Here is a 20,090-nt window from a genome sequence, read left to right as displayed (position 1 = left end):
GACGCCGGTACGACGAAGCCGCCCGACCCCGATGCGGGGTGGGCGGCTCCGTCGTGCCGGGCTGCGGGTCAGAGGTCGAAGAGCGAGCTGGACTCGTCGATCCCGCCGGTCTTGGGCTGGTGCGCCTCTCCGGAGCCACGGGGGGCCGGGGTCGAGGCCGACTCGACCTCGTCCGTACCAGTGTCCGCCTGGTCCGCCTCAGGCTGGTCGGCGTCCGTCACGGACGTGTCGTCCGACTCGGCGACCGGCGTCGTCGACTCCGCGCCGGCCTCGGCAGGCGCAGCCTGAGCCTCGGGGGACTCCGCGGCCTCGGTCTCGGAGTGCTGCTCGGTGCTGGTCGCGGCCGAGGTGCCGGCGGAGCTGGCGTCGCCGTCCGCCGTGGACGCACCCGAGAACTTCGCCTTGATGTCGCGCAGCGAGCGGATCGGCGCCTCGTCGGCGGGAGCGGCGGACACAGCCGGGGCCGCGTCCTGCTCCGCCTTCGCAGAACTCTCGGCCTCGGCGGCCTGGCCACCACTGGTCGAACCCGAGCCGGAGGTGCCGCGGCCGGCGGGGGCGACGACGTCGAACATCGACTGGCGGGCGGGGTACTTCTTGCCCGGTGCGGGCTGCTCGCTCGCAGCCGACCCGGCCGTCCCCGAGGCCGACCCGGTGGCCGAGGACGACGCAGCGGCCTCGGTCTGCTCCGAGGTCGCGGGGCTGGGTGCCTCGTTGTCGGTGCGGGCGTCGGGGTCGGTGCCGTCGGCGTCGGGGCGTACGCCGGTGTCGGCGTCGTCCTGGCTGCGGTCGGTGGGTCCGTCGGTGGTGGAGTCCCCGGCGGGGTCCTCCCCGGCCGGTTCGCCGGCGGTGTCGGTGCCGGAGTCCGGCGTGGTGGTGGCCGCCGCGGAGCTGGTCGGGGAGCTGACCTGCTGCTCCTCGGGCTCGGCGAGGTCGAACAGCGACCCGCCCTCGGGCACCTCGCTGGCCGGGGTGATGGCGGTCGCCGACCCGGTGGCCGAGGACGACGCAGCGGCCTCGGTCTGCTCCGACGTGGCGGGGCTGGGTGCCTCGTTGTCGGTGCGGGCGTCGGGGTCGGTGCCGTCGGCGTCGGGGCGTACGCCGGTGTCGGCGTCGTCCTGGCTGCGGTCGGTGGGTCCGTCGGTGTTGGAGTCCCCGGCGGGGTCCTCCCCGGCCGGCTCGCCCGTGGCGTCGGTGCCGGAGTCGGCCGCGGGGGCGGCCGGGGCAGGGGCGGCCGGGGAGCTGACCTGCTGCTCCTCGGGCTCGGCGAGGTCGAAGAGCGACCCGCCCTCGGGCACCTCGCTGGCCGGGGTCACGGCGGTGCCGGAACCCTGGGCAGCGCTCGCCGCGCCCTCGTCGCCGGCCGCGGTGGCCGGGCTCGGAGCGTCATCGCCGGCGGGCTCGTCGGCGACGCTGGTGCTGCTCGAGGTGCTCGAGCTGCTGGAGTCGTCCGAGTCACCACCCAGGTCGAAGAGCGAGCCGCCCCCGGAGGCACCGTTCGACGAGGACGCCTCGGGGGCGGGCTCGTCGGCGGGGTCGTCGGCGGGGTCGTCGCCCAGGTCGAACAGCGAGCTCCCGGCCGCCGCGCCGGAGGCACCGCCGCCCGTGGTGGCGGGCTCGGCGTCCTTCATCTCGGGGTCGTCGAACAGCGAGCTGCCGCCGGAGGCCTTGGCCAGGGGGCCGGCGTCCTGGGTCTCGGTGATCGTGTCCTCGGTCTGGGTGACGTCGCCGGCCTCGGGCTCGGCCTTGGTGTCCTCGTCGCGGGTCAGGGTCGCCGTGGCGGCACCGGCACCACTGGCTGCTGCGCCCGCAGCCGCCGCGGCCGGGGCCGAGGTGCTGGCCTTGCGAGGCGCGGACGACTCGCCCTTGACCGACGCGAGCAGCATCTGCGCCACGTCGAGGACCTCGACCTCCTCGCGGGCCTCGCCCTTGGACTGCTGGTTGGTGAGCCCGTCGGAGAGCATCACGCGGCAGAACGGGCAGCCGACGGCGATCTGGTCGGCGCCGGTCTCCACGGCCTCCTTGGTGCGGTTGAGGTTGATCCGCTCGCCGGTGTTCTCCTCCATCCACATGCGCGCGCCACCGGCGCCGCAGCAGAAGGACCGCTCGGAGTTGCGGGGCATCTCGACCAGGGTGGCGTCGGGGATGACCTGGAGCAGCTCGCGCGGCGGGGAGTAGACGCCGTTGTGACGACCGATGTAGCAGGGGTCGTGGTAGGTGACCTGGCGCTTGTCGGCCGAGCCGTTGGAGGCCACGGGAGTCAGCTTCTTCTCGCGCACGAGGCGGTTCAGCAGCTGGGTGTGGTGGACGACCTCGAGCTCGACGCCGAAGGCGGCGTACTCGTTCTTGAGGGTGTTGAAGCAGTGGGCGCAGGTCGAGACGACCTTCTTGGCCTTGGCGTCCTTGAGGGTCTCGGCGTTCTGCGCGGCCAGGCCCTGGAAGACGAACTCGTTGCCGGCACGACGGGCGGGGTCACCGGTGCAGGTCTCGCCGTTGCCCAGGACGGCGAAGTCGACGCCGGCCATGTCGAGCAGCTCGGCCACCGCGCGGGTGGTCTTCTTGGCGCGGTCCTCGTAGGCGCCGGCGCAGCCGACCCAGAACAGCCACTCGACCTCGTCGAGGTCCTGCACGTCCTCGCCCACGACCTTGACCTCGAAGGGCAGGTCTTTGGCCCAGTCGAGGCGGGCGTTGGGCGACATGTTCCAGGGGTTGCCCTTGTTCTCCAGGCCCTTGAACAGGCCGTTGAGCTCGCTGGGGAAGTTGGACTCGACCAGGATCGCGTAGCGGCGCATGTCGATGATGTGGTCGACGTGCTCGATGTCGACGGGGCACTGCTGCACGCACGCACCGCAGGAGGTGCAGTTCCACAGCACCTCGGAGTCGATGACGGCCGCGCCGCTCTCGGGGTTGTAGAACCAGTCGTCACCGGTGTCGCCGACCAGCGGCCGCTCGGCCTCGAGCTTGAGGGCAGGGTCGTTCTCGAGCAGGGCCGCGCCCCCCTCGCCCGCCTGGACGTACGGCGCCTTGGCGTACGCCGCGTCCCGCAGCGCCGTGATCAGCAGCTTGGGGGAGAGCGGCTTGTCGGTGTTCCACGCGGGGCACTGCGACTGGCAGCGGCCGCACTCGGTGCAGGTGTTGAAGTCGAGCAGGCCCTTCCAGGAGAAGTCCTCGATGGCGCCGACACCGAGCTTGGTGTCCTCGTCCATGTCCTCGAGGTCCTCGAAGTCGATCGCCTTGCCGCCCGAGGTCATCGGGGCCAGGCCACCCAGGGCCGTCCGGCCGTTGGCGTGACGCTTGAAGAAGATGTTGAAGAACGCCAGGAAGCGGTGCCACGCGACGCCCATCGTGGGCTGGAGCGAGATCACGATCATCCAGGTGAACGAGATCAGGATCTTCAGCAGCGCGACGAGGTAGATGAGGTTCTTGGTGGTGTCGACCGAGAGGCCGTCGAACAGCGCCCCGATCGGGAACGAGACCGGGAAGTGGAAGGCCGAGGCCTCGTCGGCGCGCGCCGGGGTGTTCGACAGCAGGGCGTACTCCAGCCCGCGCAGCGCCACGATGCACAGGCCGACGCCCAGGATGACCGCCTCGACGAAGTAGCCCTGCCACATCGTGGAGCCCCAGAACCGGCCCTTGGGGCCGCGCACGCGCTCCTTGGGGCGGGTCACGCGGTAGGCGATGAAGGCGACGATCGCGACCAGCATCACCAGCGTGAAGACCTCGCTGACCCACTCCCAGAGGAAGAAGTGGCCGATCAGCGGCAGCGCGAAGTAGGGGTCGAACAGCTGCCCGAACGCGGTGACCAGCGTGAAGAACAGCAGCCCGAAGCCGGTCATGATGAACCAGTGCCCGGCCCCGACCCAGTGCCACTGGAGCATCCGGGTGTGGCCCAGCGACTCCTTGACCAGGGTGACGGCGCGCTTGCCGAGCTGGTCGGTGCGGTGGGCGGGCTGGCCCATCTTCGCGACCCCGATGATCTGGCGGATGGCCCGGACGAACAGGGCGATCCCGACCACCGTGATGGCGAGCGACAGGATGATGGCGACGAGCTGCATGGAGGCTCCCACGGGGGTTCACGAGTCACGCGTACGGCTGGGCGCGAGCCTAGTGCTCAGGTGTGTCGGTGCGTCAGCCGTTGTGGACGTGACAAAGGCTACCTGCGAGTAACCAACGGCCCCGCGCCGGTACGCCGGGCATGAGCCGCCCGCTCCTGGGCACGGGAGGACATGGCCCAGCAGCAGAGCAGCCCCGACCGTCCCGACGCCCCCTCCGTGATCGTCTTCGACGTCAACGAGACCCTCTCGGACCTCTCGCCCCTGGCGGCCCGGTTCGTGGCGGTCGGCCAGCCGGCCAGCGCGTGCTCGCTGTGGTTCGCCTCGGTGCTGCGCGACGCCTTCGCCCTGACCGTCGCCGGCCAGCGGCCCACCTTCGCCGAGGTGGCGCGCGAGACGATGCTGCACCAGTTCTCCCGCACTGACCTGCACCGCCCGCTCGAGGAGTCGGTCGACCACGTCCTCGCGGGCCTGCAGGAGCTGCCGGTGCACGCCGACGTCGTCTCCGGGGTCGCCCAGCTCCACGATGCCGGGTTCCGGCTGGTGACCCTGAGCAACGGGTCCACCTCGATCGCGGAGAAGCTGCTCGGCGACGCCGGGATCCGCGACCGGTTCGAGCACGTCCTCTCGGTCGAGGAGGCCGGGGCCTGGAAGCCGGGCGCCCGGTCCTACGCCTGGGCCGCGGAGCAGTGCGGGGTCGAGGTGGCCGACATGGTGCTGGTCGCCGTGCACCCCTGGGACGTCGACGGCGCGGCCCGGGCAGGCCTGCGGACGGCCTGGGTGGACCGGTCCGAGGCCCACTACCCGGCGACCTTCACCGCCCCGACGTGGACGGTGGCGGGCCTCGACGCCCTCACCGACGCCCTCAGAGGATCCTGACCCCGCTCACCCGGGCGGCGCGGTCGAAGGTGACCGCGGCCCGTCGCCCGCCGGTGGTGCAGTAGGTGAAGCGGCTGCCCAGGCGCCGCGACGGCTGCCCGGCCCGGGTCAGCACCTGCCACGAGGTCATCCCCCGCCGGACCCGCTGGCGCAGCGTGGACGGCGAGAGCGCGCCGCCGTTGCGGCAGGCGTCCGGGCGCACGCCGTACGCCCGCTCCCAGGTCTGGAGGTAGGCCTCCGGCCCGCGGCTCAGGTCGGTGACGATGTCGGGGCCGGCGAGCTGGCGCAGGTCCTGGATCCAGTCCGGGTAGAGCCCGTAGTGCGCGACCCCGTCCCGGTTGATGTCGTAGACCCGCTTCCCGCTGACCTGCTGGTGCACGACCGCCCCGCCCAGGGTGGTGAAGGGGTAGGTGACGGGGTGGTTCGTGGCCGCGCCGGGGCGCGGGTCGCCCTGCGCGCCGAGGCCGTTGATGTCGGCGCCGAACCCGATGCCCCAGTAGGTCCCGGGGTTGGCCCAGGTCTGGTGGCGGCGCCACTTGGCCACGAAGCCGGTGCTGTCACCGGCGTACGGCGCGATGAAGCCGCGGTCGGCGTAGATCCGGCGGTAGGCGTCGGGGGTGGACCACGAGTGGCTCGAGAGCACCCCGGGGTAGTGCAGTGCCTCGGTGACGCCGAGCGCCTCCTGGCGGGCCTTGACGCTCATGTGGTCGGGGTCGAAGAGCATGTGCCGGGCGGCCATCCCGCGGATCACGTGCCGGCCCAGCTCGCTGAGCCCCAGGGTGTTGCAGTGGTGCTTGGCCGGGTAGACCGGGGCGGCGGGCAGGGCGATCCCCGACACCGCGGCGACCGCGCCGAACAGCGCGTCCTGGGCCGGCAGGTCCGAGGACGGCACCGGGACCGAGTTGTCCTGGTCCTTGTCGTGCACCTCGGGGTCGTTGGGGTCGCAGGTCTGCATCCGCCACGGCGAGCCGGTCTCGAGGGTGTTGGCGCTGTTGACCAGGTAGCCGGTCGACCCCTCGTCGCCGGCCACCCCGGCCAGGGCGTTGTCGAACTTGTTCACCAGCTCCATCTGGCTCACGCCCATCCGGCGCACCTGGTCGAGCTGGCGGTCGAGCGTGGCGTCGGAGCAGCGGGCGTCGGGGACGCCCAGCTTCTCCGAGCAGCCGAACGGCACCGAGGTCTCGATGCCCATCACCACGGCCAGCTTGCCGGCGTTGATGGTGCGACGGGCCTGGTCGGGGGTGGTGACGATGCGGTACCAGCCGCGACCCGGGCCGCCGTACTGCGCGTCGACGTAGTCCTGGAGCAGGTGCATGTCCTTGGCCTGGAGCCGCACGGAGTCCATGTCGTCGCACGAGTTGCGCTTGAGCGGGTAGAGCTCGCAGAGCTTGTTGTTCTCGACCAGCAGGTTGACCAGGACCCGCTGGCCGGCGCGCCAGGAGCGCTCGATCCACTTGTAGTAGGTGCCCTCGTGGGTCAGCGAGTCCGGTGCGGGCCAGTCCTTGAAGGTCGGCCAGCCGACCGGGTCGTGGGTCGGCCTCCCGGACAGGAACGCCTCCAGGACGGCCCCCTTGCCGCCGGTCGCCTCGTGGTCGGGGCAGTCGCGCAGGGCGACGGTCACGCCGTACGGCGACCAGGGGCGGCCGCAGTGCACGTCGCCGCCGAGGAACTCGAAGGCCATCCCGTGGGTGTGGGCGTCGATGAAGCCGCGCACCTCCTGCTCCGGGGTCACGCCCGCGAAGGGCCGCCCGGACACGTTGGTCGCGACCTCGGGGAAGCCGGCGCACCCCGAGCGCAGCCGCAGCCGCAGGGGCGTGCCGCCCGGGGTCAGGACGGCCCGGCCGCCCCGGTCGGCGAGGCGGCCGTGGCCGGGGACGGCGAGCAGGAACCGGCCCCGCGAGGGCGTCGTCGCGACCCAGTCGGTGGTCGGGCCGGGCTGGGCGGCGTACGACGCGCTGGCGCTGCGGCCGTCGAGGAAGGTGTGGTCGCGGCTCCACAGCAGGTAGCGCCCGAGCGCGGAGGGCTTGAAGAACAGCGGGCTGGCCGTCGAGGGCCGCGTCGCGGTGAACCCGGTGCCCGAGAGCCAGCGACCGGTGCGTGTCGACTGGAGGGCGTAGCAGGCGTTGAACATGTTGTAGCGGCTGGTCGGCGAGGTCGCGTGGCGGGCGGAGGTCACCGGGACGTGCCGCAGCGCCGGCGGGGCCTGCGCCCGCTGGGCCTGCACCGAGCTCAGGGCGCGGGCGGCCTGGGCGGGGGACGTCTCGTCGCTGGTCGTCGCGGCTCCCTCGGCGTCGCGCGACAGCGCGTTCTTCAGCCGGGGGTCGCCCTCGTGGGCGTCGGCGGGGACCAGGGGCACCAGGGTCGCGGCGGCGACGAGCAGACCGGTGAGGCCCGTGAGCAGGGGGCGGGAGCGGCGCATCCGTGCATGGTGGACCGGCCTCCGGGTCCGTGGGGGATCCGGCGATCCACTGCTCAGCAGGTGGTACGCGTCACACCGGGCGGAGCTCCCGGCACCCGCTCAGCCGGGCGCGCGCTCGTCCTCGCGCGGCACCAGCGGCACGGCGACGAGGGGGAGCAGGGCGGAGAGCCCGAAGGTCCACGCGAAGCCGACCGAGCCGATCGCGAGCCCGGCCAGGGGGGCGGCGGCCGCGGCGGCCAGGTACTGCGCGGTGTTCTGCACGCCGAGCGCGCGTCCGGACCAGTAGGCCCCGGCCCGCTCGGCGACCGAGGTGAAGGCGAGGCCGTTGTCGGCCACGGTGACCGCCGAGGCCACCACCAGCAGCACGATGCCCAGCGCGGTGGGCTCGGTCACGCCGAGCAGCGCCATCGAGGCCGCGGCCGCGATCCCCACCCAGCGGAGCGGGCGCACGCGGGAGCCGACCACGTCGGAGAGGTGGCCCGCCCCCAGGCGGCCCAGGGCCCCCAGGACGTGGGTCAGCGCGACCAGCGCGCCGGCGGCACCGGGGTCCCAGCCGCGGGCCTGGACCAGCCAGGTCAGGGAGTAGGTCCACACCACGAACTGCGGCACGACCAGCAGCACCGAGACCACGTGGACGCGGGCGAGGAAGCCGCTGGCCCGGTAGGGGTTGGCGGTCAGGGCGGTGGTCAGCGGCGGCCGCGGCGGGTCGAGCACGACGAGGAGCACGACCACGAGGGCGGCCACCGTCGCGGCGACGGGGATCCACAGGGCGGTCGCGACGTCGGCCCGGTCGGCGGTGACGGCCATCGAGACCGCGGCCAGCGCGACGCCCAGCGGCTGGGCCATCTGGCGCACCCCCATCGCCAGGCCGCGTCGCTCGGGCGGGAACCAGCCGACGACGACCCGCCCGCTGGCGGCGTTGGTGCTGGCGGCCGCGGCACCGGCGAGCAGGAGCAGCAGCACCAGCAGGGGGAGCGACCGCACCAGGGTGGCGGCCACGCTGAAGGCCGCGGTCGCCGCCAGCCCCACCACCAGGACCCGGCGCTCCCCGACCCGGTCGACGACGACGCCCCACGCGAAGAGGCTCAGCATCACCCCCGCGATCGTCGCGGCGGCCAGGGTCCCGGCCTGCGGCAGGGAGAGCCCCCGCTCGTGCTGGAGCGCCGGGATCAGGAAGGCCGGGCCGTTGATCACCACGGCGGCCGCCGCCTGGGCCGCCACGCTCGCCGCCAGCATCCCCCAGCGCCGCCCGCGCCCGACCGCAGTGGCGGAGGCCGCTGCGTCGGGGAGGAGGGTCACCTCGCCACGCTAGCGGCCGCCGAGCCTCCGGCTGACGGCGCGGGCGGTGCTGGACACGGCGCCGACCAGGCGGTCCACGTCGACCTCCTCGCGGGTGTCGTACGTCGTGGCGATGCCGGCCACCGGTTGGCCGTTGGGGTCCAGCACGGCGACCGCCACCGAGGCGAACCCGGGCGTCACCTCGCCGTCCTCGACCGCGTGGCCGCGCTGGCGGGTGGCGCTGAGCACGCTGCGCAGGGCCGAGGGCGACTGCGGCCCCTCCCCGTGGCGGTCGACGAAGGCCGAGCGGTCGGGGTAGAGCGCGCGGACCTGGGTCGCGGGCAGCGCCGCCAGGATCGCCCGCCCGCTGGCCGTCAGGTGCGCGGGCAGGCGTACGCCGACGTCGGTCACCAGCGGCGCCCGCCCGGGGGCCCGCTCCTCCAGCACGTAGAGAACGTCGCGGCCGTGCGGCACCGCGAGGTGGGCCGACTGCCCGATCCGGTCGACGAGCGCGGCGAGGGGACGGTGGGCGATCCGCTGGAGCGGCGCCTGGCGGGCGTAGCCGAAGCCGACCTCGAAGGCGGCCACGCCCAGGCAGTAGCGGCGCTCCTCGACCAGGTGGGTCACGAAGCCCTCGTCGATCATCGCGTTGACCAGGTGGTACGCCGTGGAGCGCGGCAGCTCCAGCGCCGTCGACAGCCGCTCGAGCGGGACCGGGTCGGGCTGGGCGGCCAGGAAGCGCAGCACCCGCAGCGTGCGGGTCGCGGCGGGCACCTGGCTCATGCCTCCACCGTAGCGCCGCCTGTCTCACATCCGAGACAGCAGCCGATCTCGGCCGCTTCTCGCCGACCTCGCCCGGGCGTTCACTAGGGGGGTGAGCACCCAGACCAGCAGCCCCGCGTCCCCGGTCGAGGTGGGCGTCGGCCCCCTCTCCTTCGCCGAGGTCGTGGCCGTGGCCCGGCACGACGCCCCCGTCCGGCTGACCCGGGAGGCCCTGGACGCCGTGGCCCGGGCCCGCCAGGTGGTCGAGGAGCTCGCGGCGGCGCCCACACCGGCGTACGGCATCTCGACGGGGTTCGGCGCGCTGGCCACCCGTCACATCCCCACCGAGATGCGGGCCCAGCTCCAGCGCTCGCTGGTGCGCTCCCACGCGGCCGGCTCCGGCCCCGAGGTCGAGCGCGAGGTGGTCCGCGGCCTGATGCTGCTGCGCCTGTCGACGCTCGCGACCGGCCGCACCGGCGTGCGTCCGGTGGTGCCCGAGCTGATGGCCGCGATGCTCGACGCCGGGATCACCCCGGTGGTCCACGAGCACGGCTCGCTGGGCTGCTCCGGCGACCTCGCCCCGCTCTCCCACTGCGCCCTGGCCCTGATGGGGGAGGGCCCGGTGCGCGATGCCGACGGCACCCTGACCACGGCCGCCGAGGCCCTGGCCGCGGCCGGGCTGGAGCCGGTCGAGCTGGCCGCCAAGGAGGGCCTGGCGCTGATCAACGGCACCGACGGCATGCTCGGCATGCTGGTGATGGCGCTGACCGACCTCGACGTCCTGGTGCGCACCGCCGACGTCGCCGCGGCCATGTCGGTCGAGGGCCAGCTCGGCACCGACCGGGTCTTCGCCGCCGACCTCCAGGCGCTCCGCCCGCACCCCGGCCAGGCCGACTCGGCCGCCAACCTGGTGCGCCTGCTCGCCGACTCGGGCGTCGTGGCCTCCCACCGCGGACCCGACTGCCACCGGGTGCAGGACGCCTACTCGCTGCGCTGCTCGCCGCAGGTGCACGGCGCCGCCCGCGACACCCTCGACCACTGCGCCCGCGTCGCCGGCTGGGAGCTGGCCAGCGCGGTGGACAACCCGGTGGTCGTGGAGGACCGGGTCGAGTCCAACGGCAACTTCCACGGGGCGCCGGTCGCCTACGTGCTGGACTTCGCCGCGATCGTGGCCGCCGACGTCGCCTCGATCAGCGAGCGTCGCACCGACCGGTTCCTGGACAAGGCCCGCAACCACGGCCTGCCGCCGTTCCTGGCCCACGACCCGGGCGTGGACAGCGGCCTGATGATCGCGCAGTACACCCAGGCGGCCATCGTCTCCGAGCTCAAGCGCCTGGCCAACCCGGCCAGCGTCGACTCGATCCCGTCCTCGGCCATGCAGGAGGACCACGTCTCGATGGGCTGGGCGGCCGCGCGCAAGCTGCGCCGCGCCGTCGACGGGCTCACCCGGGTGATCGCCATCGAGGTGCTCACCGGCGCCCGCGCGCTCGACCTGCGCCGCCCCCTGGAGCCCTCGCCCGCCACCGGCGCGGTCGTGGACCTGCTCCGCACCTCCGGCGTCGAGGGCCCCGGCCCCGACCGCCACCTCTCGCCCGAGATCGAGCTCACCGTGGAGCTCGTCCGCAGCGGGGCCGTCCTGGCCGCCGCCGAAGCAGTGATCGGAGAACTGAAGTGACCACCTCGACCGATGGGGCGAACCCCCGCCTGCCGATCCACGCCGCCACCGGCACCGAGCTCTCGGCCCGCTCGTGGCAGACCGAGGCGCCGCTGCGGATGCTGATGAACAACCTCGACCCGGCCAACGCCGAGCGCCCGGAGGACCTCGTGGTGTACGGCGGCACCGGCAAGGCCGCGCGCAGCTGGGAGGCGTACGACGCCCTGGTCCGCACCCTGCGCGACCTGCGCGACGACGAGACCATGCTCGTCCAGAGCGGCAAGCCGGTCGGCGTGATGCGCACCCACGCGTGGGCGCCGCGCGTCCTGATCGCCAACTCCAACCTGGTCGGCGACTGGGCCAACTGGGAGGAGTTCCGCCGCCTGGAGGACCTGGGCCTGACCATGTACGGCCAGATGACGGCCGGCTCGTGGATCTACATCGGCACCCAGGGCATCCTCCAGGGCACCTTCGAGACCTTCGCCGCCGTCGCGGACAAGAAGTTCGGCGGCACCCTGGCCGGCACCATCACCCTCACCGCCGGCCTCGGCGGCATGGGTGGCGCCCAGCCCCTCGCGGTGACCATGAACGACGGCGTCGCGATCTGCGTCGACGTCGACCAGAGCCGGATCGAGCGGCGCATCGAGCACCGCTACCTCGACGTCCAGGCCGACTCCGTGGAGCACGCCGTCGAGCTGGCCGTCGAGGCCCGCGACGCCCGGCGCCCGCTGTCCATCGGCGTCCTGGGCAACGCCGCCGAGGTCTTCCCGCACCTGCTCGAGTCCGGCGCCCCCATCGACGTCGTCACCGACCAGACCTCCGCGCACGACCCGCTGTCCTACCTCCCGGTCGGGGTGCCCTTCGCGGACTGGCACGACGCCGCCCGCCGCGACCCGGGCGGTTTCACCAAGGACGCGCAGGCCTCGATGGCCGCCCACGTCCGGGCGATGGTGGAGTTCCAGGACGCGGGCGCCGAGGTCTTCGACTACGGCAACTCGATCCGCGACGAGGCCCGCAAGGGCGGCTACGACCGGGCCTTCGAGTTCCCCGGCTTCGTCCCGGCGTACATCCGGCCGCTGTTCTGCGAGGGCAAGGGCCCGTTCCGCTGGGCCGCGCTGTCCGGCGACCCGGCCGACATCGCCGCGACCGACCGCGCGATCCTCGAGCTGTTCCCCGACAACGAGCGGCTCCACAAGTGGATCACCATGGCCGGGGAGCGGGTGTCCTTCCAGGGTCTGCCGGCGCGGATCTGCTGGCTCGGGTACGGCGAGCGCCACCTGGCCGGCCTGAAGTTCAACGAGATGGTCGCCAACGGCGAGCTCAAGGCCCCGATCGTGATCGGTCGGGACCACCTGGACTGCGGCTCGGTGGCCTCGCCGTACCGCGAGACCGAGGCCATGCTCGACGGCTCCGACGCGATCGCCGACTGGGCCCTGCTCAACGCGCTGGTCAACACCGCGTCGGGCGCCACCTGGGTCTCGATCCACCACGGCGGCGGCGTCGGCATGGGCCGCTCGATCCACGCGGGCCAGGTCTGCGTCGCCGACGGCACGGCGCTGGCCGCGGAGAAGATCGAGCGGGTGCTGACCAACGACCCGGGCATGGGCGTGATCCGCCACGTCGACGCGGGCTACGACCGCGCCGCCGAGGTCGCCGCCGAGCGTGGCGTCCGCGTCCCGATGGCCGAGGGCGACGCCTGAGCCCGACGGCCGAGCCCCACGCCCGAGCCCGGCGCCTGAGACCGGCGCGTGCGTGGCGGGAGCCTGACAGGCCGACCCGTTCCACGGACGCGCCGGCCGGGCGCAGGGGATGATCCGCGCATGCCCGAGCGCCCTGCCCGACCTGCCCGTCCCCGCACGGTCCTGACGGGCATCAGCTCGCGGGCCTGGGAGCACCCCGCCGACCGCGGGGCCCTGGTCGCGCTGCGCAGGCTGCGCGGCTTCGACACCGTGCTCAAGGCGCTGTCGGGCATGTTCAACGAGCGCGCGGTCCGGCTGCAGCTGCTGGGCTCGGCGATCAGGGTCGACGACCGCCAGTTCGCCCGCCTGCACCGGCTGCTCGGCGAGGTCGGCACGACGCTCGACGTCCCCGAGCTGCCCGAGATGTACGTCGTGGCCGACCCGACCCTCAACGCGGTCACCATCGGCATGAACACCCCCACGATCGTGCTCCACAGCGCGCTGGTCGACCTCCTCGACGAGGAGGAGCTGCGCTTCGTGATCGCCCACGAGCTCGGCCACGCGGTCAGCGGCCACGCCGTCTACCAGACGCTGCTGCAGCGGCTGCTGTCGCTGAGCGGGGTGCTGGGCTCGCTGTTGATCGGCGGGATGGGCTACCGGGTCATCGTCGCCGCGCTGATGGAGTGGTCGCGCAAGGCCGAGCTGTCCGCCGACCGGGCCGGCCTGCTGGCGACCCAGGACCCCTCGGTGGCCGTGCGCGTGCACATGAAGACGGCCAGCGGCGGGCACCTCGAGGACCTCGACGCCACGTCGTTCCTGGCCCAGGGCACGGAGTACGACGAGAGCGGCGACCTGCGCGAGTCGCTGCTCAAGCTGATGCTCGTGGAGGGGCAGTCGCACCCCTTCGCCGTCGTGCGGGCCAAGGAGCTCCGGCGCTGGGTCGACAGCGGGGACTACACCCGGGTCCTGGGCGGGGAGTACGCCCGCCGCGACGAGGACGCCACCGCACCGGTCAGCGACGCGGCCAAGGAGGCGGCGCAGAGCTACGCCGAGACCTTCGCCCGCACCCAGGACGCGCTCGGGCGGCTGCTGCACGAGACCGCCGGCGTGGTCGGCAGCGTCAAGGGCTGGTTCGACGAGGCGCTGCGCCGCGACCGGTAGCCCTCAGGCGCCGGGGGAGGCGAAGAAGATGGTGCGGTCCTCCCACTCGCCCGGACCCAGGCGACGCCCCGAGCAGACGATGATCGCCAGCTGCGGCCGCCCGGCCGTGGCGTAGTACGCCGGGAAGCCCTGGCTCGCCCGGACCTGGGTGACCTCGCGGACGGTGTAGCACAGGCGCCGGCCGGCCGCCCCGTGCACGACGATGCGGTCGCCCTTGGTCGTGCTGCGCAGGAGGTCGTTGCCCAGCGCGCTGCCGTCGGGGTAGGTGTGGGCGTTGAGCAGCACGTTGCCGCGGCGGTCGCCCGGCTGGACGCCCTGGCCGCGGTCGAAGGCGAAGACCCGCTTGCCGGCGGTGGTCAGGGGCGGCGTGCCCGGCACGCCCTGGGCGTCGCGCGGCGGGGTGAGCACCGCGATCTGCCGGCCCACGCCGCGCACGTCGATGCTGGTGGGCTCGAAGGGTCGGGCCGTCGCCGGGCAGGCCGGGCGCAGCGGGGTCGGCGTCGCGGCCCGCGACGCCGGGGCCGGGGTGGCCCCGGCCGGCGCGTCCGACCGGGCCCGTGCCCGGCTGTCGTCACGCTGCGTGCGCACCACGAGCAGGGCGGCGACGACCAGGACGACCACCAGACCTGCGGCGAGGGCCAGGGTGCGCGCGGAGCGGCTCACCCGGTGCCGTCCGTCGGCGGCGAGGGCGGCGTGGGCGGCGGGGTCGGCGAGGTCCGGGGCCGTCGGGACCACCAGTGCCGACGCCGGGGCCCGGGCCCGGACTGCCCGGACTTCCCGGCCGGCCCGTTCTCCTCCGGGGGGGCCGTGCGGGTCCGGCGGCGCGCGTCCAGACGACCCCGCCAGTGGCCCACCTCGGCCTCGACGTCGCGCAGGGGTGTCACCACGGGCGGCCCGCCCTGGAGCTGGCGGCGGGCCTCCACCACGCGGCGGTTGAAGTCCTCGAGGAGGCCGCGGACCACCTTCTCGCTGGTCTCCCGGTCCAGGAGCGCGTCGAGCTCGGCGTCCTCCTTGCGCAGCTGGAGGGCGGCGGGGAGCACCCCGGTGATCTGCTCGCGCTCGATGAGCCGGCGCAGCCACCAGTCCCGGTCGTGGGGCGAGCCGAGGTCGCCCAGCGGCTTGCCGGCCCCGGGGAGGTCGTCGAAGTCGCCGCGGGCCATCGCCTGCTGGATCTGGAGGTCGACCCAGCGGGCCTGGTGGTGGATCCGCGAGACGGCGGCACCCTGGCCGGTGCGGGCGTCACGGGCCCGGTCCGGGTCGGGGCCCCCGACGCGTGGGTCGCGACGTCCGCGGGGCGCCGGGTCGTCGGAGTGGGATGCGCTGGGCTCGGTCTCTGGCGGGGGCACGGGGATCACCTCGCCCCCAGCCTACGGATCCCCTCGAACCCGGGAGGGCGGTCCGGGTCGGTCCGGGTCGGTCTGGGTCGGTCTGGGTCGGTGGAGGCGTCCGGGAACGCCACGAGGGCCCCGTACCGCGTAGGACGGGGCCCTCGAGCCAGTGCGTGGTGCGTGGTGCTGTCGTGCGGTGGTGCCAGCTGCGTCGGGGCTAGAAGACCCGACGCTTGGTGCCACCGATCGGCACCAGGTTGAGGATCAGGCCGACGATCAGCAGGATCGCGCCGATCGTGGTCAGGATCGGGATGTGTGCCACAAGCCCGACGATCAGCAGAATAAGTCCCAGGACGACCATGTCCTGTCTCCCTTCACTAGGTGAAAACCCCCGGTCAAGCGGATCAGTACCCGTACCAGGTGGGCACAAACCCCAACGGTGAAGTCTTGGATACGAGACGCCTCGGTCCGGTCGGTGCTGGCGGTCGGCGCCGGGTCGCGGTGGACTGCTCCCATGCCCTGCCCCCACCCCTCACGCCCGGGTCGGAACGCCCCACCGGCCGTGGTGCACGACCTCGTCGGAGGGCTTGCGCGCCCGGCGCGACGGCGATCCCTGGGCCCCGTCGGAGCCCTCGCGGGGCGCGGCGTGACCCAGCGTGATTGCGCCGACCGGGGTGAACGCGGCGGGGATGCCGAACGCCGCGCGGAGGTCGTCGCGCCGGTCGCCGGGGACGCCGAAGAAGCAGCCTCCGAGCCCCGCGTCGACCGCGGTCTGGAGCACCAGCAGGGAGGCCATCGCGGCGTCCATGTGCCAGAACGGCACCGGCCAGCGCTGGTCGGAGCGCTCCTTGTCGGCCTCGGCGTAGCGCCCGAGGTAGGCGGCCTTGCTCGAGCACGGCACCACCACGACCGGGGCGCGCATCATGCCGGCCAGCCAGCGGTCGGGCTGCGTGGTGTCCTCGGCGGTGGCCTCCCAGAAGCGGGCCACGTCGTCCGCGTCGTCCAGGACGAGGAAGCCCCAGCCCTGGGTGAAGCCGGCGCTGGGTGCCCGGGTGGCGTTGCGCACGGCGCGGTCGACGACGGCCGGGTCGACGGGCTCGTCGGTGTAGTCGCGCACCATCCGCCGTCGGCGTACGACGTCCTGGAACTCCATGGGGGCGAGCATGCCTGAGGACCTCGAGCAGATGTGGGCCGACCTCGCGCCGCTGGGGCGGTCGGCGAGCAGCGGGGGCTACTTCCGCCAGCCGTACGCCGCCGCCGAGACCGAGCTGCGGGCGTGGTTCGTCCAGCAGTGCGCCGCCCGGGGCCTGGTGCCCGAGGCGGACGGCAACGGCAACCTGGTGGCCACGTGGGGCTCCCCGCACGACGGCGACGCCGTCCTCGTCGGGTCCCACCTGGACTCCGTGCTCGACGGCGGGGCGTACGACGGCCCGCTCGGCGTGGTCTCCGCCCTCGCGGCCCTCGACCGCCTGCGCGAGCGCGGCGTGCAGCCCTCGCGCCCGGTCCTCGTGGGGGTCTTCGCCGAGGAGGAGGGGTCGCGGTTCGGGCTGGCCTGCCTCGGGTCCCGCCTGGCGGCGGGGGTCACCTCGGTCGAGGCCGCCCGGGAGCTGCGCGACCGCGACGGCGTGCCGCTGCTGGACGCGATGGCCGCGGCGGGCGTCGAGCCCGACCTCGGACGCGCGTCCTGGCTCGACCGGGTCGGCTGCTTCGTGGAGCTGCACGTCGAGCAGGGCCGCGACCTCGTCGACCGCGACGCGGCGGTGGGTCTGGCCAGCGGGATCTGGCCGCACGGCCGCTACCGCTTCGACTTCACCGGCGAGGCCAACCACGCCGGCTCGACCCGGATGGAGGACCGGCACGACCCGGTGCTGACCTTCGCGACGACCGCGCTGGCCGCCGTCGAGGAGGCCCGGCGCGCCGGTCAGCGGGCCACCTTCGGCCGCCTCGAGGTCGTCCCCAACGGCACCAACGCGGTGCCCTCGCGGGTGAGCGCCTGGCTCGACGCGCGCTGCGCGTCGGAGGCCGACCTGCGCGAGCTGGTGGCCGCCGTCGAGCGCCGGGGCTCCGAGCGCGCCGAGCGCGACGGGACCGCCCTGCAGGTGACGGCCGAGTCGGTCTCGGGCGCGGTGTCCTTCGACGCCGGCCTCACCGCGCGCCTGGTCGGTGCCCTCGACGGCTCCGTCCCGACCGGGGTGCCGGTGATCCCGACGCAGGCCGGTCACGACGCCGGCGTCCTGGCCTCCGCGGGCATCCCGACCGCGATGCTGTTCGTCCGCAACCCCACCGGAGTCTCCCACTCCCCGGCCGAGCACGCCTCGGTGGCCGACTGCCTGGCCGGCGTCGAGGCGCTCACCGACGCCCTCGAGATGCTCGTGCGATGACGCGGCTCGACCTGCGCCACGCCCTGCTGCCGGACGGCTCCGTGGCCGGCGTACGGCTGGAGGTGGCGGGGGGTCTGATCACCGAGGTGGAGGTGATCGGTCAACCAGTCGGGTCATCGGCCGAACGTTCGGCCGACCACCCGACGCTTCCCCGGCTAGCCGGGGAAACGATGGCCATCCCCGGGCTCGCCAACTGCCACTCCCACGCCTTCCACCGCGCCCTCCGGGGGCGTACGGCGGGGGGGCGGGGGTCGTTCTGGACCTGGCGGGAGCAGATGTACGCCGTGGCCGCCTCGCTGACGCCGGACTCCTACTTCGAGCTCGCCCGGGAGACGTACGCCGAGATGCGCGCCACCGGGATCACCGCGGTCGGGGAGTTCCACTACCTGCACCACCAGCCCGACGGGACGCCGTACGCCGATCCCAACGAGATGGGCCGCGCCCTCCTGGCCGCCGCGGACGACGCGGGGATCCGGATCCGGCTGCTCGACACCTGCTACCTCGCCGCGGGGTTCGGCCGCGAGCCCGAGGGCGTGCAGGTGCGCTACTCCGACGGCGACGCCCACGCCTGGGCCGAGCGGCTCGCCGCCTTCGACGACCCGCGCGTGGGGGCCGCCATCCACTCCGTGCGGGCGGTGCCGGCCGCCCAGCTCGCCACGGTCGTCGAGGCCGCCGCCGGTCTCCCGCTGCACGTCCACCTCTCCGAGCAGGTCGCCGAGAACGACGCCTGCCTGGCCGCGACCGGCCGGACGCCGACGCAGCTGCTGGCCGAGGCCGGGGCGCTCGGGCCGCTGACCACCGCGGTGCACGCCACCCACCTGACCGGCGACGACGTGCGGCTGCTCGGGGGGAGCCGCACCCGGGTCTGCTTCTGCCCCACGACCGAGCGCGACCTGGCCGACGGCATCGGACCGGCCCGGCGCCTGGTCGACGCGGGGGCGGTGCTCACCCTGGGCTCCGACAGCCACGCCGTGATCGACCTGTTCGAGGAGATGCGGGCCGTGGAGATGCACGAGCGCCTGGCCAGCCAGGAGCGCGGCCACTTCACCTCGGCCGAGCTGCTGGCCGCGGCGACGTACGACGGCCACGCCAGCCTGGGGTTCCCCGACGCCGGCCGGATCGCCGTGGGCCAGCGCGCCGACCTGGTCGAGGTCGACCTGGACTCGGTGCGCACGCGGCGCACCGGGGCCGGCGCCGACACCCTGGTGATGGCGGCGAGCGCGGCCGACGTCGTGACCCCCCAGAGGTTTGCCGAGAGGAACCCCGCATGACCAGCCTGCTGCTGACCGGCATCGCCGAGCTGACCACCAACGACCCCGTCCACGACGGGACCCCTCACGGGCTGGTCGCGGACGCCGCCGTCGTCCTGGAGGGCCGTCGGGTCGCCTGGGTCGGCCGTCGCGCCGACGCCCCCGCCGCCGACGCGGCCCGCGACCTCGGGGGTCGGGCGGTGCTGCCCGGCTTCGTGGACTCCCACTCCCACCTGGTCTTCGCCGGCGACCGGGCCGACGAGTTCGCCGCCCGGATGGCCGGGGAGTCGTACGCCGCCGGCGGCATCCGGCGCACCGTCGCCGCGACCCGTGCGGCCACCGACGAGCAGCTCACCGCGACCGTGGCGCGCCACGTCGCCGAGATGCGGCGGCAGGGCACGACCACCGTCGAGATCAAGAGCGGCTACGGCCTGACCGTCCACGACGAGGCCCGCTCCCTGGCCGTCGCGCGGCAGTTCACCCCCGAGACCACCTTCCTCGGAGCCCACGTGGTGCCGGCCGAGCACGCCGAGGACCCCGCGGCGTACGTCGACCTGGTCACCGGCCCGATGCTCGAGGCGGCCGCCCCCCACGCGCGCTGGATCGACGTCTTCTGCGAGCGGGGCGCCTTCGACGAGGACCAGGCCCGGGCCGTGCTGGCCGCGGGCCGGGCCCACGGGCTCGAGGGTCGGCTGCACGCCAACCAGCTCGGTCCCGGTCCCGGGGTGCGGCTGGCGTGCGAACTGGGCCTGGCCGCGGTCGACCACTGCACGTTCCTCGACGCCGCCGACGTGGAGGCGCTCGCCGCGGGCGGCACCGTGGCGACGCTGCTGCCGGGCGTCGAGTTCAGCACCCGGTCGCCGTACCCCGACGCCCGTGCGCTCCTCGACGCCGGCGTCACCGTCGCGCTGGCCAGCGACTGCAACCCCGGCTCCTGCTACACCTCGTCGGTGCCGCTGTGCGTCGCCCTGGCGGTGCGGGAGATGCGGATGACGCCGGCCGAGGCGGTCTGGGCCGCGACCGCCGGCGGGGCCGCGGCCCTGCGCCGCGACGACGTGGGCGTGCTGCGGGTTGGTGCGCGGGCCGACCTGACCGTGCTCGAGGCCCCCACCCACGTGCACCTGGCCTACCGGCCGGGGGTCCCGCTGGTCGCCGAGGTGATCGGCGGCTGACCCGGCATCGTCACGAATGAGCAGCAAAACCCGTGGCGTTCTGCCCGCTGTCAGACACAGGTGGCAGGATTCGCCGAC

15 protein-coding genes are annotated in these 20,090 nt (G+C 74.4%); 7 read left to right on the top strand and 8 right to left on the bottom strand.

Annotation, left to right across the window (positions count from 1 at the left end; genetic code table 11):
- Window positions 1-68: 68 nt before the first annotated feature.
- Window positions 69-4,052, bottom strand: coding sequence for a heterodisulfide reductase-related iron-sulfur binding cluster (locus ACYVDA_RS00380; protein WP_460813621.1), 3,984 nt, complete (start codon window positions 4,050-4,052; stop codon window positions 69-71).
- Window positions 4,053-4,223: 171 nt separating this feature from the next.
- On the opposite strand from ACYVDA_RS00380, the gene ACYVDA_RS00375 reads away from it, so the two are divergent.
- A complete protein-coding gene (locus ACYVDA_RS00375; protein ID WP_460813619.1) occupies window positions 4,224-4,928 on the top strand; it encodes a haloacid dehalogenase type II in 705 nt (234 codons plus the stop codon).
- Here the strand turns inward: ACYVDA_RS00375 and ACYVDA_RS00370 are convergent.
- The 3 genes from ACYVDA_RS00370 to ACYVDA_RS00360 all read right to left on the bottom strand — a co-directional run bounded on the left by ACYVDA_RS00370 (window position 4,915) and on the right by ACYVDA_RS00360 (window position 9,408).
- Complete coding sequence (locus ACYVDA_RS00370; protein WP_460813617.1) at window positions 4,915-7,347, bottom strand: amidohydrolase family protein; 2,433 nt, start codon at window positions 7,345-7,347, stop codon at window positions 4,915-4,917. The genes ACYVDA_RS00375 and ACYVDA_RS00370 overlap by 14 nt on opposite strands.
- 99 nt (window positions 7,348-7,446) lie before the next feature.
- Complete coding sequence (locus ACYVDA_RS00365; RefSeq protein ID WP_460813615.1) at window positions 7,447-8,646, bottom strand: MFS transporter; 1,200 nt, start codon at window positions 8,644-8,646, stop codon at window positions 7,447-7,449.
- A 9-nt stretch (window positions 8,647-8,655) separates the two neighbouring features.
- Window positions 8,656-9,408 carry an IclR family transcriptional regulator gene (locus ACYVDA_RS00360; RefSeq protein WP_460813612.1) on the bottom strand — a complete coding sequence of 251 codons (753 nt, stop codon included), beginning with the start codon at window positions 9,406-9,408 and terminating at the stop codon, window positions 8,656-8,658.
- Between the two features lie 91 nt (window positions 9,409-9,499).
- On the opposite strand from ACYVDA_RS00360, the gene hutH reads away from it, so the two are divergent.
- From hutH to ACYVDA_RS00345, 3 genes are all read left to right on the top strand, one after another.
- Window positions 9,500-11,062 (top strand): histidine ammonia-lyase, encoded by a 1,563-nt coding sequence (hutH, locus tag ACYVDA_RS00355; protein ID WP_460813610.1) that lies wholly within the window; start codon window positions 9,500-9,502, stop codon window positions 11,060-11,062.
- Window positions 11,059-12,741, top strand: a complete 1,683-nt coding sequence (gene hutU, locus ACYVDA_RS00350) for a urocanate hydratase (RefSeq protein ID WP_460813608.1) — start codon at window positions 11,059-11,061, stop codon at window positions 12,739-12,741. Before hutH ends, hutU begins: the two co-directional genes overlap by 4 nt.
- Window positions 12,742-12,861: 120 nt before the next feature.
- Entirely contained in the window at window positions 12,862-13,881 is a 1,020-nt protein-coding gene (locus tag ACYVDA_RS00345; protein WP_460813605.1) for a M48 family metallopeptidase, read from the top strand.
- 3 nt (window positions 13,882-13,884) lie between these two features.
- Here the strand turns inward: ACYVDA_RS00345 and ACYVDA_RS00340 are convergent, their stop codons facing one another.
- From ACYVDA_RS00340 to ACYVDA_RS00325, 4 genes are all read right to left on the bottom strand, one after another.
- Window positions 13,885-14,616 (bottom strand): class F sortase, encoded by a 732-nt coding sequence (locus ACYVDA_RS00340; RefSeq protein WP_460813602.1) that lies wholly within the window; start codon window positions 14,614-14,616, stop codon window positions 13,885-13,887.
- Window positions 14,541-15,227, bottom strand: a complete 687-nt coding sequence (locus ACYVDA_RS00335; RefSeq protein WP_460813600.1) for a DnaJ family domain-containing protein — start codon at window positions 15,225-15,227, stop codon at window positions 14,541-14,543. The genes ACYVDA_RS00340 and ACYVDA_RS00335 overlap by 76 nt, the downstream gene beginning before the upstream one ends.
- A gap of 199 nt (window positions 15,228-15,426) precedes the next feature.
- Window positions 15,427-15,570: a hypothetical protein gene (locus ACYVDA_RS00330; RefSeq protein ID WP_460813598.1), complete on the bottom strand. Its 144-nt coding sequence runs from the start codon at window positions 15,568-15,570 to the stop codon at window positions 15,427-15,429.
- A gap of 171 nt (window positions 15,571-15,741) precedes the next feature.
- Entirely contained in the window at window positions 15,742-16,374 is a 633-nt protein-coding gene (locus tag ACYVDA_RS00325) for a nitroreductase family protein (protein WP_460813596.1), read from the bottom strand.
- Here ACYVDA_RS00325 and ACYVDA_RS00320 point away from each other — a divergent pair.
- The 3 genes from ACYVDA_RS00320 to hutI are packed head-to-tail and all read left to right on the top strand — an operon-like array spanning window position 16,373 to window position 20,012.
- Window positions 16,373-17,590: an allantoate amidohydrolase gene (locus ACYVDA_RS00320; RefSeq protein ID WP_460813593.1), complete on the top strand. Its 1,218-nt coding sequence runs from the start codon at window positions 16,373-16,375 to the stop codon at window positions 17,588-17,590. The genes ACYVDA_RS00325 and ACYVDA_RS00320 overlap by 2 nt on opposite strands.
- The gene (locus tag ACYVDA_RS00315) at window positions 17,587-18,861 is read left to right on the top strand and encodes a formimidoylglutamate deiminase (protein WP_460813590.1); all 1,275 of its coding nucleotides are present in this window, start codon (window positions 17,587-17,589) and stop codon (window positions 18,859-18,861) included. Before ACYVDA_RS00320 ends, ACYVDA_RS00315 begins: the two co-directional genes overlap by 4 nt.
- Entirely contained in the window at window positions 18,858-20,012 is a 1,155-nt protein-coding gene (gene hutI, locus ACYVDA_RS00310) for an imidazolonepropionase (protein WP_460813586.1), read from the top strand. The genes ACYVDA_RS00315 and hutI overlap by 4 nt, the downstream gene beginning before the upstream one ends.
- Window positions 20,013-20,090 lie beyond the last annotated feature (78 nt).

The sequence above is a fragment of the Nocardioides korecus genome, from assembly GCF_054778395.1.
Note: the sequence above shows the minus strand (reverse complement) of the source record. Positions and strands in the feature narration are given on the sequence as shown.

Excerpts from the sequence above, each read along its gene's own strand:
- ACYVDA_RS00345 (WP_460813605.1), top strand. The coding sequence starts at position 12,862 with ATGCCCGAGCGCCCTGCCCGACCTGCCCGTCCCCGCACGGTCCTGACG.
- ACYVDA_RS00380 (WP_460813621.1), bottom strand. The coding sequence starts at position 4,052 with ATGCAGCTCGTCGCCATCATCCTGTCGCTCGCCATCACGGTGGTCGGG.
- ACYVDA_RS00325 (WP_460813596.1), bottom strand. The coding sequence starts at position 16,374 with ATGCTCGCCCCCATGGAGTTCCAGGACGTCGTACGCCGACGGCGGATG.
- ACYVDA_RS00370 (WP_460813617.1), bottom strand. The coding sequence starts at position 7,347 with ATGCGCCGCTCCCGCCCCCTGCTCACGGGCCTCACCGGTCTGCTCGTC.
- ACYVDA_RS00375 (WP_460813619.1), top strand. The coding sequence starts at position 4,224 with ATGGCCCAGCAGCAGAGCAGCCCCGACCGTCCCGACGCCCCCTCCGTG.
- ACYVDA_RS00315 (WP_460813590.1), top strand. The coding sequence starts at position 17,587 with ATGACGCGGCTCGACCTGCGCCACGCCCTGCTGCCGGACGGCTCCGTG.
- ACYVDA_RS00320 (WP_460813593.1), top strand. The coding sequence starts at position 16,373 with ATGCCTGAGGACCTCGAGCAGATGTGGGCCGACCTCGCGCCGCTGGGG.
- ACYVDA_RS00360 (WP_460813612.1), bottom strand. The coding sequence starts at position 9,408 with ATGAGCCAGGTGCCCGCCGCGACCCGCACGCTGCGGGTGCTGCGCTTC.
- ACYVDA_RS00330 (WP_460813598.1), bottom strand. The coding sequence starts at position 15,570 with ATGGTCGTCCTGGGACTTATTCTGCTGATCGTCGGGCTTGTGGCACAC.
- hutI (WP_460813586.1), top strand. The coding sequence starts at position 18,858 with ATGACCAGCCTGCTGCTGACCGGCATCGCCGAGCTGACCACCAACGAC.